The organism is Nocardia sp. NPDC055029 (assembly GCF_053608525.1).
Genome location: NZ_JBSGVQ010000046.1, coordinates 23,386 through 38,793 on the forward strand (window position 1 = coordinate 23,386; position 15,408 = coordinate 38,793).

12 protein-coding genes are annotated in these 15,408 nt (G+C 68.9%); 11 read left to right on the top strand and 1 reads right to left on the bottom strand.

The window, feature by feature from the left end; all coding sequences use genetic code 11:
• From ACWF9G_RS29680 to ACWF9G_RS29710, 7 genes are all read left to right on the top strand, one after another.
• On the top strand, positions 1-1,236 hold the full coding sequence (locus tag ACWF9G_RS29680) for an aminotransferase class I/II-fold pyridoxal phosphate-dependent enzyme (protein ID WP_452519358.1): 1,236 nt from the start codon (positions 1-3) through the stop codon (positions 1,234-1,236).
• A complete protein-coding gene (locus ACWF9G_RS29685) occupies positions 1,233-2,798 on the top strand; it encodes an acyl-CoA carboxylase subunit beta (protein ID WP_452519360.1) in 1,566 nt (521 codons plus the stop codon). The genes ACWF9G_RS29680 and ACWF9G_RS29685 overlap by 4 nt, the downstream gene beginning before the upstream one ends.
• Entirely contained in the window at positions 2,795-4,726 is a 1,932-nt protein-coding gene (locus ACWF9G_RS29690) for an ATP-binding protein (protein WP_452519361.1), read from the top strand. Before ACWF9G_RS29685 ends, ACWF9G_RS29690 begins: the two co-directional genes overlap by 4 nt.
• Positions 4,726-6,360 carry an ABC transporter substrate-binding protein gene (locus tag ACWF9G_RS29695; RefSeq protein WP_452519382.1) on the top strand — a complete coding sequence of 545 codons (1,635 nt, stop codon included), beginning with the start codon at positions 4,726-4,728 and terminating at the stop codon, positions 6,358-6,360. The genes ACWF9G_RS29690 and ACWF9G_RS29695 overlap by 1 nt, the downstream gene beginning before the upstream one ends.
• 87 nt (positions 6,361-6,447) lie before the next feature.
• The gene (locus tag ACWF9G_RS29700; RefSeq protein WP_452519362.1) at positions 6,448-7,458 is read left to right on the top strand and encodes an ABC transporter permease; all 1,011 of its coding nucleotides are present in this window, start codon (positions 6,448-6,450) and stop codon (positions 7,456-7,458) included.
• A gap of 133 nt (positions 7,459-7,591) precedes the next feature.
• Positions 7,592-8,455: an ABC transporter permease gene (locus ACWF9G_RS29705; RefSeq protein ID WP_452519364.1), complete on the top strand. Its 864-nt coding sequence runs from the start codon at positions 7,592-7,594 to the stop codon at positions 8,453-8,455.
• Positions 8,452-10,125 carry a dipeptide ABC transporter ATP-binding protein gene (locus ACWF9G_RS29710; RefSeq protein WP_452519365.1) on the top strand — a complete coding sequence of 558 codons (1,674 nt, stop codon included), beginning with the start codon at positions 8,452-8,454 and terminating at the stop codon, positions 10,123-10,125. Before ACWF9G_RS29705 ends, ACWF9G_RS29710 begins: the two co-directional genes overlap by 4 nt.
• A 55-nt stretch (positions 10,126-10,180) precedes the next feature.
• On the opposite strand, the gene ACWF9G_RS29715 is transcribed toward ACWF9G_RS29710, so the two are convergent.
• Positions 10,181-10,447 (bottom strand): type II toxin-antitoxin system Phd/YefM family antitoxin, encoded by a 267-nt coding sequence (locus ACWF9G_RS29715; protein ID WP_452519366.1) that lies wholly within the window; start codon positions 10,445-10,447, stop codon positions 10,181-10,183.
• 151 nt (positions 10,448-10,598) lie between these two features.
• On the opposite strand from ACWF9G_RS29715, the gene ACWF9G_RS29720 reads away from it, so the two are divergent.
• From ACWF9G_RS29720 to eat, 4 genes are all read left to right on the top strand, one after another.
• Positions 10,599-11,810 (top strand): transcriptional regulator, encoded by a 1,212-nt coding sequence (locus tag ACWF9G_RS29720; protein ID WP_452519368.1) that lies wholly within the window; start codon positions 10,599-10,601, stop codon positions 11,808-11,810.
• Between the two features lie 87 nt (positions 11,811-11,897).
• Positions 11,898-13,415, top strand: a complete 1,518-nt coding sequence (gene adh, locus ACWF9G_RS29725) for an aldehyde dehydrogenase (RefSeq protein ID WP_452499211.1) — start codon at positions 11,898-11,900, stop codon at positions 13,413-13,415.
• Positions 13,415-13,810: a DUF779 domain-containing protein gene (locus ACWF9G_RS29730; RefSeq protein WP_379304934.1), complete on the top strand. Its 396-nt coding sequence runs from the start codon at positions 13,415-13,417 to the stop codon at positions 13,808-13,810. Before adh ends, ACWF9G_RS29730 begins: the two co-directional genes overlap by 1 nt.
• Positions 13,811-13,973: 163 nt before the next feature.
• Positions 13,974-15,401, top strand: coding sequence for an ethanolamine permease (gene eat / locus ACWF9G_RS29735; protein ID WP_452519369.1), 1,428 nt, complete (start codon positions 13,974-13,976; stop codon positions 15,399-15,401).
• Positions 15,402-15,408: the final 7 nt, after the last annotated feature.

The window sequence follows — 15,408 nt, forward strand, 5'->3', positions numbered from 1 at the left end:
ATGGGCACTCACCAATTCGCCAACATCCGCCGACAGCTGCAATTGAGCAACACATTCTGGGACGACAGCACCGCCGACGGACTGGTCGACATCATCGCGACGGACATGCGGGACGGGAAGGTGCACGACCGCGACGGCCGCACGATCGTCAATTTCTCCTCGTACTCCTACCTCGGCCTCGACAGCGATCCGCGCATCATCGCGGGCGCGCATCGCGGACTCGACGAGACCGCGACGATCAATTCCGCCATCTCCCGGATGCGAATCCGGTTGTCCCTGCTGGAAGAGGCCGAACAGCGCCTCTCGCACACCTTCGGCGCGCAAGCGGTGACCGTGTCGTCGTGTGCGGCGGCGGCCTGGGCCACGCTGCCGCTGCTGGCCTCCGGCGAGCTCACCGACGGCAGGCCGCCGCTGGTGGTGTTCGACAAGAACGCGCACTTCTGCCTGAACGCGATGAAACCACTGGTGGCCGACGAGACCGAACTGGTGACGATCGAGCACAATGACATCGCCGCGCTGGAAGCGTTGTGCCGCACGCATTCCACCGTGGCCTACGTCGCCGACGGCGTCTACAGCACCGGTGGCGGCGCGCCGCTGGCCGAGCTGCACCGCTTGCAGGACAGGTACGGGTTGTTCCTGTATTTCGACGAGGCGCACGGTATCTCGACAATCGGGCGCGGCGGGCGCGGCTATGTCCTCGGCGCCTACGAAGGCTGGCGCGAGCGCACGCTCGTGATCGCCTCGCTCAACAAGGGATTCGGCGCCAGCGGCGGGGTGATCTTCTTCGGCGCGGCGGGCGACGATTCCCGTAAGCCGACCCTGCTGCGCACGAGCGGGCCGCTGATGTGGTCGCAGCGCGTCAATACCGCCGGGCTCGGCGCCATCGTCGCCGCCTGCGACCTGCACGACGACGGCACGGTCGACGAACGCCAGCTCGCGCTGCGCGAGCGGGTCCGCCTGTTCGACTCGCTCGTCGACACCGAGCTCGCCGGTGACGGGCTGCCCATCCGGTTCGTCGGCATCGGCCGCGAGGACCTCACCGTCGCCGTCGCCAGGGACATGCTCGAGGCCGGTTTCTACACCTCCCCCGTGTTCTTCCCGATCATCCGGCGCGGCAGCGCGGGCCTGCGGCTGATGCTGCGGGCCGACCTCGAGCCCGACACCATCCGCCGCTTCGCCGACACGCTGAGCGCGAGTCTGGCCGCGCATACCGAGCGGGCGGAGTTGCCCGCATGACCGTCACCGTCGAGAACACGCTCGGATTCGAAGCCCAGCGCGCGCTGCTGCGTGAGCACACCGCCGAGATCGTCGCGCCGCGCCGACGCCAGGGCGACGCCAAACTGCCTGTGCGCGAACGGGTCAACCGCCTCCTCGACCCCGGCACACCCTTCCTGGAGATCGGCAGGCTGGCCGCGCACGAGGTGTACGACACCGATCTGCCCGCCGCCGCGCTGATCGTGGGGATCGGCACCATCCACGGCCGTCCGGTCATGGTGTTCGCCAACGACCCGCACGTCAAAGGCGGGACCTTCTATCCGCTGACCATCAAGAAGCATCTGCGCGGCCAGAAACTGGCCAGGGAGTACAAGCTGCCCTGCGTCTACCTGGCCGACTCGGGCGGCATCTACCTGCCGTTGCAGGAGGAGATCTTTCCCGACGAGGAACACCTCGGGAAGATGTTCCGCAATATCGCGGAGATGTCGGCGCTCGGCCTGCCGCAGATCTCGGCGGTGCTCGGCATCTGCACCGCCGGTGGCGCCTACATCCCCGCGATGAGCGACGAGACGGTGATGGTCAAAGACCTCAGCACCGTCTTCCTCGGCGGCCCGCAGCTGGTGGAGGCCGCCACCGGTGTGGTCGTCGACGCGCAGACCCTGGGCGGCGCCGACCTGCACGTGCGCGAGACGGCGGTGGCCGACCATCTCGCGGTCGACGAGCTCGAGGCGCTGGCGATGGTCCGCGACATCGTCGCGCGCACCCCGGGTGACCGGGTGCATCCGCCCGCCTTCGAGGCGCTGGAGCCCGCCGACGATCCGGCCCGGCTGCCCGACCTGATTCCGGCGACCACCAAGAAGGAGATGGACGTCCGCGCGATCCTGCGCTGCGTCGTCGACGCCACCTCGTGGGTGGAATACCGCAAGGACTACGGCATCACGATCGTCTGCGCGACCGCGCGGATCGCCGGCTACGAGGTCGGCATCATCGCCAATCAGGGCGTGATCTTCCCCGACAGCGCGCTCAAGGCCACCAACTTCATCCAGATCTGCAACCAGCGCCGCATCCCACTGTTGTTCGTGCACAACGTGAGTGGGTTCATGGTCGGTGAGGAGTACGAGCGGGCCGGGATCGCCAAGCACGGGGCGAAGATGGTCAACGCCGTCTCCTGCGCCACCGTGCCGAAGATCTCGCTGGTGATCGGCGGCAGTTTCGGCGCCGCCAACTTCGCGATGTCGGGGCGGTCGATGGGCGGTCAGTTCATGGCGATGTGGCCCAATGCCCGGTCCACCGGCGTCGGCGGCGAGCAGGCGGCCGCGGTGATGGCGATCCTCAAGCGCGACCGGCTGCGCCGCGAGGGCAAGGAGCTCAGCGCCGCGGACGAGGCCGCCATCAAACAACCGATCATCGACAGTTTCGAACGCCAATCGCTGCCGACCTACATCGCCGCCCGCATGTGGATCGATGCCGTGGTCGAGCCCGAGGACACGCGGCCGTGGCTGGCGCAATGCCTGTCGCTGGCGCACGAACGCTGGGACCGGGCCGAACCCGCGCCCGCGAACTTCGGGGTGTTGCGGCTGTGATCACGAGACTGCTCATCGCGAACCGGGGCGAGGTCGCCGCCCGGATCGCGCGCACCTGCGACCGCCTCGGCATCGAGTACGTGACAGTGTCGGTCGAGGAGGACCGTGAGCTGACCGGTCACGCCGGTGCGGTGGCGACGGTGCCGCTGCCGGCGGGCGGCTACCTCGACGCGTCGGCGCTGATTCGCGCCGCCGCCGAAACCGGCTGTGACGCGGTGCATCCCGGCTACGGCTTCCTGTCCGAGAACGCCGGGTTCGCGCGGGCGGTCCGCGCGGCCGGGCTGGTGTTCGTCGGCCCGAGTTCGCGGGTCATCGAGACCATGGCCGACAAGGCGTCGGCGCGGCAGGTGATGGCCGAGGCCGGGGTGCCCGTGCTGCCCGGCACGCCGCAGGCGGGCGAGGACATCGACGCGCTGGTCGCCGCGGCCACCGATATCGGCTACCCGTTGATCGTCAAACCCGCCGGTGGCGGTGGCGGCAAGGGGATGTCGGTGGTGCGCTCGGCCGCCGGGCTGCGCGAGGCGCTCGCCTCCGCGTCCCGCACGGCGACAGCGGCTTTCGCCGACGGCAGGCTGCACCTGGAACGCTACGTCGAGCGCGCACGCCACATCGAGGTGCAGGTGTTCGGTGACGAATTCGGCGGCGCTGTCCATCTTTTCGATCGCGACTGCTCGCTGCAACGACGGCATCAGAAGGTGATCGAGGAAGCGCCGGCGCCACGAATTCCCGAGGCGGTGCGGGCGGCCATGTTCGCCGCGGCGGTGCAGGGCACGAAAGCCCTGCAGTACGTCGGGGCGGGCACGTTCGAATTCCTGCTCGTCGGCGACGAATTCTTCTTCATCGAGATGAATACCCGTCTGCAAGTGGAACATACGGTCACCGAGGAGATCACCGGCGTCGACCTGGTGGAGTGGCAGTTGCGGGTCGCCGCGGGCGAACCGCTGCCCGCCGAGCAGGACGACATCGCGTACTCGGGCGCTTCGGTACAGGTCAGGATGTACGCCGAGGACCCGTTCCGGTCGTTCCTGCCGTGCCCCGGCGAGCTCGAGGTCACCCACTGGCCGGACGTGCGGGTGGAGCGGGCCTTCACCCGCCGCCTGCATGTCACCGGCGGGTTCGACCCGATGATCGCCAAGCTCGTCGCGACCGGCACCACCAGGGCCGAGGCGCTGGCCGCCGCCCGGCAGGCGAGTCTTGACCTGCACTGGACCGGCATCTCGACCAACCTCGGCTTCGCCGCCCAGGTACTCGCCGCCCCGATCGTCGCGGCGGCCGAGCACGACACGGCCTACCTGGACCGCATCGACCCGGTCACCGAGTTCGGCGATCCCGACGAGGTCGCCGCCCTCGCGGTGGGCGGCGTGCTGAGCGCGCCCGACCGGGCGACGCCCTGGTCACCCGGTGCGCCCACCGGCGATCGTGGCTGGCTCGACCCCGTCGACGGCGGTCTCGGCGGTATCGATCTGACGGTCGACGGGCGCCCGTTCACCGTGCGGGTGCGTGGCTACGACGGCGACACGGTTCTGCTCCGCGCGCCCGCGGTCGCGGCGCACCGCGTTCGCGTCGACGGCGGCACCGTCACCGTCGACGCGATCCCCAGCGTGGTCCGCAGGCGGGGCGGGGGCTGGGAGTGCCAGGTCGCCGGGGTCACCAGGGAGGTGCGCTACGCCGAGTACCGCACGCTCGGCAGCGCCTCGGCCGATCCCGAAATCCGTTCGCCCATGCCGGGAACGCTCGTGCGACTGCATGTCGAATCGGGCGCACCGGTCGAGGAGGGACAGCTGCTCGGCGTGGTGGAGGCCATGAAGCTCGAGCACGAACTCACGGCATCGCACGCCGGAATCGTCACGGTGAACGCCGCGGAAGGCGCGGTGGTCACCACGGATCAACCATTGTTTCTCATCGAGGAGAGGGGCGCCGCGCTGTGATGCGGACACGCCGACTACTGACAGCTCTGATCGCGGCGACAACCGTGCTGGTGACCGCGTGCGCCGGAACCGACACCGCCGCACGCGAATCGGCGCAACCTCGCAGCGGCGGCTCGCTGACCTGGGGTGTGGAGACCGAGCCGACCACGCTCAACCCCCACCTCAACGGGCAGAGCAACACCCACCTGATGTTGCGCAACGTCTTCGAGTCACTGCTGGCGCGCACCACCGACGGCGGCTTCGTCTCGTGGCTCGCCACCGGCCATGAGATCTCGTCCGACGGGCTCGCCTACACCTTCCCCCTGCGTGAGGGCGTGAAGTTCACCGACGGCAACCCGCTGACCGCGACCGCCGTTGCCCGCAACTTCACCACCATGCAGGACGTGTCCTATTCCGGCGGATGGTCAGCGGGGCCGCTGTCGCACCTGGCCGCGGTGACCGCGCGCGACGAACGCACCGTGGTGTTCACCCTGAAGGACCCGTACGCGCCGTTCCTCGACTTCGCCGCCGGATTCCCCATCATCTCCTCCGCCGCGTGGGACAAGCCGCAGCTCAAGGCGGGTGGGCCCGAGATCGCGGGCACCGGTCCGTTCATCATCGACCGCTATGTGAAGGGTCAGGAGCTGCACCTGCGGAAGAACCCGGACTACAACTGGGCACCGCGCAACGCCAAGCATCAGGGTCCGGCCTACCTCGATGAGCTGACCTACCGGTTCCTGCCCGAGTCGTCGGTGCGCACCGGCGCGCTCACCTCCGGTCAGGTCGACCTCATCGAGGGCGTCCCCGGCAACGACGCCTCGCTGTTCCGCGACAACCCCGACTTCACGTACTCGACGGCGCTGAACAACGGCAGCCCCTACACGCTGTACTGGAACACGACCTTCGGTCCGGCCACCGACGAGAAGGTCCGCAAGGCACTCAACAATTCCGTCGATGTGAACGCGGTGCTGCAGTCGATCTATCGCGGCCAGCGCACCCGCGGCTGGGGTATCGCCTCCAGCGTCGACACGCTGTTCTACGACAAGAGCATCGAGGGCACCTACGGCGCCGACAAGGCCGCCGCGAACCGGCTGCTCGACGAAGCCGGGTGGACGGCGAAGGATTCCGACGGGTTCCGGACCAAGGACGGGCAGCGGCTGACGATCGAACTGGTGCAGGCGCAGTCGACGGTGCGCGATCAGCGCGAGGTGCTGTTGCAGGCGGTGCAGGCGCAGGCCAAGCAGAACGCCGGCATCGACCTGAAGCTGTCGTATGTCGACCTCGGCACCTACAGCGAGCTCCGCAAGAAGAACGCCTTCGGCTCGATCGCCAACTCCGACACCATCACCGGCGGCATCGACATCGAAAACCACTGGTACCCGCCGACCCCGCTGGGCACGCTGAACTACAGCCGCGCCACCGATCCCGAACTGTCCGCCTGGTTGCGGGCCGCCGCCTCGACCACCGACAACGCCGAACGAGCCAGACAGTACGCGCAGTTGCAGCGGTTCGCGCTCGTCGACAAGGCGTACGGGCTGCCGCTCTACATTCCCGAGAACCAGATCGCGGCCGGAGCGCATGTGTACGGGGCGGGCTATCGCCCGTACAAGCAGCTTCCGGAGAACGCGTACGACATCTGGGTCGATCGTGGATAGCGGATTCGGCCGGTGGCGGGCGGGCCGGGCTACCAGACTCGCGTGTGCGTGTGGCCCGGCGCGCGTGTCCGGCTCGGTGCGGCGGTCATGACGGCGGAAGCTGTCGCGCCGGACGTGGTGGCAGCGGTCGAGAGCGGCGACCGTGGTGGTCGGACCGGCACAGCCACACGGATTGTGCTGCGGGTGATCACCGGTGTCGGGGTGCTGTGGGGCGCGGCCACACTGTCGTTCCTCGGTGTGCGGCTGGCACCGGGCGACACGGTCGACGTGCTGCTCGGCGAGCAGCCACGCACACCGGAGGTCGAGGCGGCCATTCGCGCGGAGTGGGGCCTGGACAGTCCCGCCATCGTGCAGTACGTCCGCTACCTGTGGAATGTGGCGCAGGGCGATTTCGGGCGGTCGTATGTGTTGCAGCGGCCGGTGGCGGAGGTCATCGGCTCGCAGGCGGGGCCGACATTGGCACTCACCGGGGCCGCGTTGCTGGTGGCGCTGGTGTTCGCGATCGTCGTCGCGACGACCACCGCGCGGCGGCGACGAGCGCGAGCCGTTGCCAATGCCGTCGAGCTGGCCCTTGTTTCGACACCCGCGTTCTGGCTCGGCATCGTTCTGCTCTCGGTGTTCAGTTTCCAGTTGAAGATCTTTCCCGTCGCGGCGAACAAGGGGCTCGCCGCCCTGGTACTGCCCGCGCTCGCGCTCGGCCTGTCGCTCGGCGCGGTGACCTCGCAGGTGCTGCGCGACGGGCTCGAGCGGGCACTCGACGAGCCGTTCGCGGTGACGGTGCGCTCCTGGTCGGTGAGCGAGACCGCCCTGCGCTCGCGGCACGGCTTGCGTCATGCCGCGCTGCCCGCCGTGACCTTGACCGGATGGCTGGTCGGCGGGCTGCTCGGCGGCGCGGTGATCATCGAAGAGGTCTTCGGTCGACCGGGGCTCGGCCGGGTCACTGTGGAAGCCGTACTGGCCCAGGATCTTCCGGTGGTCCTAGCGGTAGCGATCCTGTCCGCATTCGTCTACGTGGTGATCAGCACGGCGGTCGACTTGTTGTATCTGGTCCTCGACCCCCGACTGCGCCGCGACTCCCAGCGAAGTGAGGGCCGATGATCATCCACGGCGGATCGCGGCGAATAGCAAGTGTCGGTGCGGGCCGGCGAGCGGCGCTCACCGCAGCCGGTCGCGTTCCAAGCACAGTCGCCCCACCGAGAGACCACATCGGCGCCGCCCGTGGAGGCAGGTCATGACCGCGGCGGGGCTGTCGATTCGCCATCGACTCCCTTGGCAGGCAAGCAGTTTCAACATCGCGCCCGGTGTCGTGGTCGCAGCGCTCACGGTCGGGCTCGTCGTGATCGCGGTGGTCGCGCCCGGCGTGCTCACCGGGACCGATCCGCTCACCGCCGACCCCCTCGCGGCCCAGCTGCCGCCGAGCGTCCAACACTGGTTCGGCACCGACCATCTGGGGCGGGATGTGTTCACCCGCGTCGTGCACGGCGCGCGCTATTCGCTGATCATCGGCGTCACCGCGGTCGCGATCGCGGTCGTTGCGGGCTCTGTCCTCGGTCTGCTGTCCGGGCTGGCCCGCGGACGACTCGACGAACTGATCACCAGGTTCCTCGACGTGGTCTCCTCGTTTCCCGATCTGCTGCTCGCCCTTGTCCTGATCTCGTTCACCGGGCCGGGAACAACGAACCTGATCTTCGCGCTCGGCATCGCCTCGATCCCCCGGTTCGCCAGGGTCGTACGGGCGCAGACCCTGGTTGTGCAGGAGTCGGGCTATGTCGAACAGGCGCGCACCTTCGGGCTCACCCGGGCGACGCTCGTGTGGCGGCACGTCCTGCCCCACGCTGTGGCCCAGGTCCCCATCCTGGCCACCATCGGCCTCGGCACCGCCATCCTCGGCGCGGCGGGCCTGAGCTTCCTTGGCATGGGACCACAACCGCCGGAACCGGAATGGGGCGCCATGCTCGCCGAGGGACGTAACTATCTGCGCAATGCCTGGTGGATCGCGGTGCTGCCCGGTGTGGCGGTCACGGCGACCGTCATCGCGGTCAGCTCGCTGGGTCGTCATTGGCAACGGCACTACGACGGAAGGCCTTCGGTATGAGTCTGGTCGCGGTCGAGAATCTGCGGATCGGCTTTCCGTCGAAAGGCGGTGTGCGCGAAGTGGTCCGCGGGGTCGATCTGCGGATCGAGCCCGGCGAGGCGGTCGCGCTGGTCGGCGAGTCCGGGTCGGGTAAGTCGGTGACGGCCCGCGCGCTGGTCGGTCTCGCCGGGCCCGCTGCCCGGGTCTCCGCCGACGAGCTCACCCTGTTCGGGCAGGACGCGCGCGGTCACCGGGAGCGGCAGTGGCGCCGGATCCGGGGCAGCGAGATCGGCTTCGTGCTGCAGGACGCGCTGGTCTCGCTCGATCCGCTGTTCTCGGTCGGCGGGCAGCTGGCCGAGGTGCAGCGCGCGCTGACCGAGGTCCGCGGCAGGGCGCTCACCGAGCGCAGCACCCGCCTGCTCACCGATGTCGGTGTCCCCGAACCGGATCGGCGCCTGCGGCAGTATCCGCACGAGCTCTCCGGCGGCCTGCGGCAACGTATACTCATCGCGACCGCCATCGCCGGTGACCCCCGCCTGCTCATCGCCGACGAGCCGACCACCGCGCTCGACGTCACTGTGCAACAGCAGATCCTGGAGCTCCTGCGCGCCCGCAAGGCCGAGGGCACCGCACTCCTGCTGATCAGCCACGACCTCGCGGTGGTAGCCGAGGTCGCCGACCGGGTACTGGTGATGCGCGACGGCGAGGTGGTCGAGGAGGGCCCCACGCTCGACGTCCTCACCCGCCCGACCCATCCGTACACGAAGAAGTTGCTCGCGGCCGTCCCGTCAGCGGCTTCACGCGGTTCGAGACTATCGCTACCGGCGGGCGAGCGGCCGCTCGCCGATCAGACCGGACAGGAGCCCGCGCGCGATCGGCCACCGCTGCCCGCGCGCACGGTGGACGCGACCCGGGTGGTGCTCTCCGTCCGGAATCTGCGCAAGACCTACGGTTCCGGTCAGGCCGCGCGTACGGTCGTCGACGACGTCGACTTCGACCTGTTCGCGGGCGAAACCCTGGGCATAGTCGGCGAATCGGGCTCGGGCAAGACCACGACAGCGCGCCTGGCTCTGCGGCTGATCACGCCTTCGTCCGGTCGCGTGGTCGTCGACGGTCACCCGTGGAGCGAGTACTCCGAGCGCGAGCTACGTCCGTTGCGCGGCGCCGCACAGCTGATCGCGCAAGACCCGCTCAGCTCCTTCGACCCGCGCTACACCGTCGAACGAGTCATCGGCGAAAGCCTCGACACCGTCGACGTGCGGGGCGCCGCCCGTTCGCAGCGCGTGCGGGAAATCCTCGACGCCGTCGGCCTGACCACAGACCTCCTCGACCGCCACCCCCGCACCCTCTCCGGCGGCCAACGCCAACGCGTAGCCATCGCCCGCGCCCTCGCCCCCAACCCCGCCCTGCTCGTAGCCGACGAACCGGTCTCCGCACTCGACGTCTCCGTCCAAGCCCAGATCCTCGACCTACTCGCCGACCTCCAAGCCGAATTCGGCACCGCCCTGCTGCTCATCTCGCACGACCTCGGCGTGGTCCACCACATCGCGGACCGCGTCCTGGTGATGAAGAACGGCCAGATAGTCGAATCGGGCGAGGTGGATACGGTCCTGCGGTCACCGCAACACGACTACACCCGCCAGCTCGTCGCCTCGGTCCCCCGCCTCCCCGAAGCCACCGACCGGGCCTGACAGCCTAGAGCGCGACAACCTCGAGTATCGAGTACTCCGGCGGGGTGGCGAATACTCACCGGCCACCCCAAGCGTCGCCGATCCGGTCCTCGGAGCCGAAGAAGTCGTCCGCTTCCTGCCGCATCGACGCGTAGTCGACCCGCGGCAGTGCCCGATGGCCTGCGACCAGTTCCTCGGCGCTGCGGCGCTGTCGACGGGCGACCGGGCGAACCTCCGCGATCTCGACGCCATTGCGTGTCACTCGGATGGTTTCGCCCGCCTCGACTGCGTCCATGATCGCCGCCGAGTTGTTCCCTAGCTCGCGCTGACTGATCTGCCTCATAGCGGAACTGTAGCCAGGCGCGCTACAAGGTGCTACAACCTCGTGCAGTGCGCAGGCCACCGCCGAAACAGCTGCTCAGCGGCTGGGTGTACGGCATGATGAGAAGCGCAACCCTCGTCGTGCAATCGAACAGGAAGACGCGAATCCGCTCATGGCACCGCAGCTGACGCTCTCGGCACAGCGTGCCGCGTTGGAGCGGGAGTGGGCGCAGTGGGTGCCCGCGGGTGAGTCGGCACTCGGGCGTAGTTCGGCGGTGCGGACCGAGGTGGCGCAGTCGTGGTTGCGGTCGTTGCGGACGGTGGACCCTGGGCGGGACTTCGCGCCGGAGAGCGAGACCGATATCGGGCCGCGGTGGGCGGAATCGCCGCTGCGTGGGCCGGTGACCGAGCTCGAGGAACAGTTGCACAGTGTCGCCGAGGACGCGGGCTACGTCGCCGCGGTCACCGATGCCTCGGGCACGATCCTGTGGACCTACGGCGGACCGGTCATGCGCAGGCGGGCCGAGCAGGTGAACTTCGCTCCGGGTGGCCGCTGGGACGAGGCGCACATGGGCACCAACGCCCTGTCCCTCGCCCTGCGCACCGATCAGCCGCACACCGTCTTCTCGGCCGAGCACCTGGTCGCCGCCCTGCACGGCTGGGTCTGTTACTGCGCGCCGATCCGCGCCGCCGACGGCACCCTGCTCGGCGTGCTCGACCTGTCGACCACCTGGAAGCGCTCGCACCCGCTGGCGATGGCGACCGTGCGCACCATGACCAGCGCCATCGAGTCCAAGCTGCACGCGGCCATGCCCGCACCGGCGGGCATGCGGCTGACCTGCCTCGGCACCGGCCGGTTGATGCGCGACGGCGCCCCGATCCGCCTGCGCCCGCGCCAGCTCGAGATCCTCACCCTGCTCGCCCTCGACGACGACGGCTACAGCCACGAGCGCCTGCACTACGCCGTCTACGGCGACCGCGCGGTCGGCGCGAGCACCCTGAAATCGGAGATGTCGTACCTGCGCCGCGCGACCGGCGGCGACATCACCAGCCGCGTCTACCGCTTCACCACCGCCCTGTCCTGCGACGCCGTCGACGTCGCGCGCGCACTGGAAGCGGGCGACCTCGACACCGCCGTCCGGCTGTATCACGGTCCGCTGCTTCCGGATTCGGATACACCGGGCATCAGCGAATGGCGTGACTACCTCGAGGTCGCCATGCGCAATGCCGTGCTGTCGAGCCCCGAGGCCAACCACGCCCTGACCTACGGCGAATCCGCCCCCGACGACATCGCCGTCCACGAACACGCCCTGGCCCTGCTCCCCCCGCGCGACGCGCGCCGGGCGGTCGCCGCGGCCCGGCTGCACAGCGCTCTTCGCGCCTGATCGGTCCGGCTTCAACGTTTCATCAACCCTGACAGCGGATAGTGATGGGCGTCACGCTTCACCGGAATCAGCGAGGAGCCTCCGCACATGATCTACGCCAAGCCGGGCACCGAGGGCAGCATCGTCAGCTACGCGCCGCGGTACGACAATTTCATCGACGGCAAGTGGGTTCCGCCCGTCGAGGGCCGGTACTTCGAGAACACCTCGCCGGTGGACGGACAGCCGTTCTGCGAGATCGCCCGCTCGACCGCGGCCGATATCGAGCTGGCCCTCGACGCCGCCCACCGCGCCGCCGACGCCTGGGGTGAGACCTCCGCGGCCGAGCGCGCCAACATCCTCAACAAGATCGCCGACCGGATCGAGGCCAACCTCGAGGCCCTCGCCGTCGCCGAGACCTGGGACAACGGCAAGCCCGTCCGCGAGACCCTGGCCGCCGACCTGCCGCTGGCGGTCGACCACTTCCGCTACTTCGCCGGTGTGCTGCGCGCGCAGGAAGGCGGGATCAGCGAGGTCGACAAGGACACCATCGCGTATCACTTCCACGAGCCGCTCGGCGTTGTCGCGCAGATCATCCCGTGGAACTTCCCGATCCTGATGGCGACCTGGAAGCTGGCGCCCGCGCTCGCGGCCGGTAATGCCGTGGTGCTCAAGCCCGCCGAGCAGACCCCGGCCTCGATCATGAAGGTCGTCGAGCTCGTCGCGGACCTGCTGCCGCCGGGTGTGCTCAACGTGGTCAACGGTTTCGGCGTCGAAGCAGGCAAGCCGCTGGCCTCCAGCCCGCGCGTGGCGAAGGTCGCCTTCACCGGTGAGACCACCACCGGCCGGCTGATCATGCAGTACGCCAGCGAGAACATCATCCCCGTCACCCTGGAGCTGGGTGGCAAGAGCCCCAACATCTTCCTGCCCGATGTGATGGCCGCCGACGACGACTTCCTCGACAAGGCCGTCGAGGGTTTCGTGATGTTCGCGCTCAACCAGGGTGAGGTCTGCACCTGTCCCTCGCGCGCGCTGATCGCGTCCTCGATCTATGACGAGTTCATGGCCCGCTGCGTGGAGCGCACCAAGGCGATCATCAGCGGCAACCCGCTCGACGAGGCCACCATGATCGGCGCGCAGGCCAGCAACGATCAGTTCGAGAAGATCCTGTCCTACATCGACATCGGCAAGAAGGAAGGCGCCGAGGTCCTCACCGGCGGCGCCGTCCGCAGCGTCGACGGGCTGGCCGACGGCTTCTACATCGAGCCGACGATCTTCAAGGGCAGCAACGACATGCGCGTGTTCCAGGAGGAGATCTTCGGCCCTGTCGTCGCGGTGACCACCTTCGACTCGACCGACGAGGCGCTGAAGATCGCCAACGACACCCTCTACGGCCTCGGCGCCGGCGTGTGGACCCGCGACATGAACACCGCCTACCGCCTCGGCCGCGGCATCAAGGCGGGCCGGGTGTGGACCAACTGCTATCACGCCTACCCGGCGCACGCGGCCTTCGGCGGCTACAAGAAGTCCGGCATCGGCCGCGAGAACCACAAGATGATGCTCGAGCACTACCAGCAGACCAAGAACCTGCTGGTCAGCTACTCGCCGCAGAAGCTCGGCTTCTTCTGATGGTGCGGCGCGTCGACCTCACCGAACAGGCGGCGACGCTGCTGCGGGAACTGACCGGGCAGCACGGCCCGGTCATGTTCCACCAATCCGGCGGCTGCTGCGACGGCAGCTCCCCGATGTGCTATCCGCGCGGTGAGTTCCGTGTGGGCGCCTCGGACGTGCTGCTGGGTCATCTGCCGGGCGACACCCCGTTCTGGATGAGTGCCGACCAGTTCGCGTACTGGAAACACACCCATCTCACCGTCGACGTGGTGCCAGGCCGGGGCAGCGGCTTCTCGCTGGAAGCCCCCGAGGGCGTGCGGTTCCTGATCCGCTCACGCCTGCTCACCGACGACGAGGTGACCGAGCTGGAATCCCAGCCGCCGCCACCCACCGGTGACACCGTTCCACAGTGATGTGAAACACCCACTATCACACAGTTACCGCAGGTCGGCGGCGCTCGATACGCGCCGCTGACCTGCGGGATCCACGGCCGTAACAGTCGTCAACCATTCTTCAACCCTCGACGATCACCGTTGCCGTCGCTACGCGCTTGTTTGTTGATGAGGAGCTACCCCTGTGAGTACCGACGCGATTCCCGCCACGGGTGCGGACACGCCCGCCGACGACTATCTCGCCAAACGCACCCTGCGCTCCGGCTCGGCCGGCTGGGTGCTGCTGGCCGGTCTCGGCGTGAGCTATGTGATCTCCGGTGACTACTCCGGCTGGAACTTCGGCCTCGCCGAGGGCGGTTTCGGTGGTCTGCTGATCGCGGCGATCGTCATCGCGGCCATGTATCTGGCCATGGTCCTCGGCATGGCCGAGCTGTCCTCGGCGCTGCCGGCGGCAGGCGGCGGCTACACCTTCGCCCGGCGCGCGCTCGGGCCGTGGGGCGGATTCGCCACCGGGACGGCGGTCCTTATCGAATACGCGATCGCGCCCGCCGCCATCGCCACCTTCATCGGCGCGTATGTGGAGTCGCTGAACCTGTTCGGGATCACCGACGGGTGGTGGGTGTACCTGGCGGTGTACGCGCTGTTCATCGGCATCCATCTCGGCGGGGCGGGTGAGGCGCTCAAGGCGATGTTCGTGATCACCGCGATCGCGCTGGTCGGCCTTGTCGTCTTCGCGATCGCCGCGGTCGGCCGCTTCGATGTCGCGAATCTGACCGATATCGCGGTGGATCCGGCCGCGACCGGCGCCTCGTCGTTCCTGCCCTTCGGGTACATGGGCATCTGGGCCGCGATCCCGTTCGCCATCTGGTTCTTCCTCGCCGTCGAAGGCGTGCCGCTGGCGGCCGAGGAGGCCAGCGAGCCGGAGAAGAACGTGCCGAAGGGCATCATCGTGGCGATGCTGCTGCTGGTGGTCACCGGCGCGGTGGTGCTGGTCCTGGTGACCGGCGCGCTCGGCGCCCAGGACGCCTCAGCCTCGGGCAACCCGCTCGTGGAGGCGCTCGGGGACAGCCCGGCGGCCAAGGTGGTCAACTACATCGGCCTGGCCGGTCTGATCGCCAGCTTCTTCTCCATCGTCTACGCCTACTCGCGCCAGACCTTCGCGCTCTCCCGCGCCGGCTACCTGCCGACCAGCCTGTCGGTGACCAACTCCCGCAAGGCCCCGATCCTGGCGCTGATCGTGCCCGGCCTCATCGGCTTCGCCCTCTCGCTCACCGGTGAAGGCGCGATGCTGCTGAACATGGCCGTGTTCGGCGCCGCGGTGAGCTACGTGCTGATGATGGTGAGCCACATCGTGCTCCGTGTCCGCGAACCCGGCATGCCGCGGCCGTACCGCACGCCCGGCGGCATCGTCACCACCTCGTTCGCGCTGGTCATCGCGGCGGCCTCGGTGGCGGCGACCTTCCTGGTCGACCAGAAGGCGGCGCTGTTCACCCTCGGTGTGTTCTGCGCCTTCATGGCCTACTTCGGCTTCTACAGTCGGAAACACCTGGTCGCCCAGTCCCCCGACGAGGAGTTCGCGGCGCTGGCCAAGGCCGAACAAGAGCTCGAGTAACCCGCTC

Excerpts from the sequence above, each read along its gene's own strand:
- ACWF9G_RS29680 (WP_452519358.1), top strand. The coding sequence starts at position 1 with ATGGGCACTCACCAATTCGCCAACATCCGCCGACAGCTGCAATTGAGC.
- ACWF9G_RS29685 (WP_452519360.1), top strand. The coding sequence starts at position 1,233 with ATGACCGTCACCGTCGAGAACACGCTCGGATTCGAAGCCCAGCGCGCG.
- ACWF9G_RS29695 (WP_452519382.1), top strand. The coding sequence starts at position 4,726 with ATGCGGACACGCCGACTACTGACAGCTCTGATCGCGGCGACAACCGTG.
- ACWF9G_RS29700 (WP_452519362.1), top strand. The coding sequence starts at position 6,448 with ATGACGGCGGAAGCTGTCGCGCCGGACGTGGTGGCAGCGGTCGAGAGC.
- ACWF9G_RS29705 (WP_452519364.1), top strand. The coding sequence starts at position 7,592 with ATGACCGCGGCGGGGCTGTCGATTCGCCATCGACTCCCTTGGCAGGCA.
- ACWF9G_RS29710 (WP_452519365.1), top strand. The coding sequence starts at position 8,452 with ATGAGTCTGGTCGCGGTCGAGAATCTGCGGATCGGCTTTCCGTCGAAA.
- ACWF9G_RS29715 (WP_452519366.1), bottom strand. The coding sequence starts at position 10,447 with ATGAGGCAGATCAGTCAGCGCGAGCTAGGGAACAACTCGGCGGCGATC.
- ACWF9G_RS29720 (WP_452519368.1), top strand. The coding sequence starts at position 10,599 with ATGGCACCGCAGCTGACGCTCTCGGCACAGCGTGCCGCGTTGGAGCGG.
- adh (WP_452499211.1), top strand. The coding sequence starts at position 11,898 with ATGATCTACGCCAAGCCGGGCACCGAGGGCAGCATCGTCAGCTACGCG.
- ACWF9G_RS29730 (WP_379304934.1), top strand. The coding sequence starts at position 13,415 with ATGGTGCGGCGCGTCGACCTCACCGAACAGGCGGCGACGCTGCTGCGG.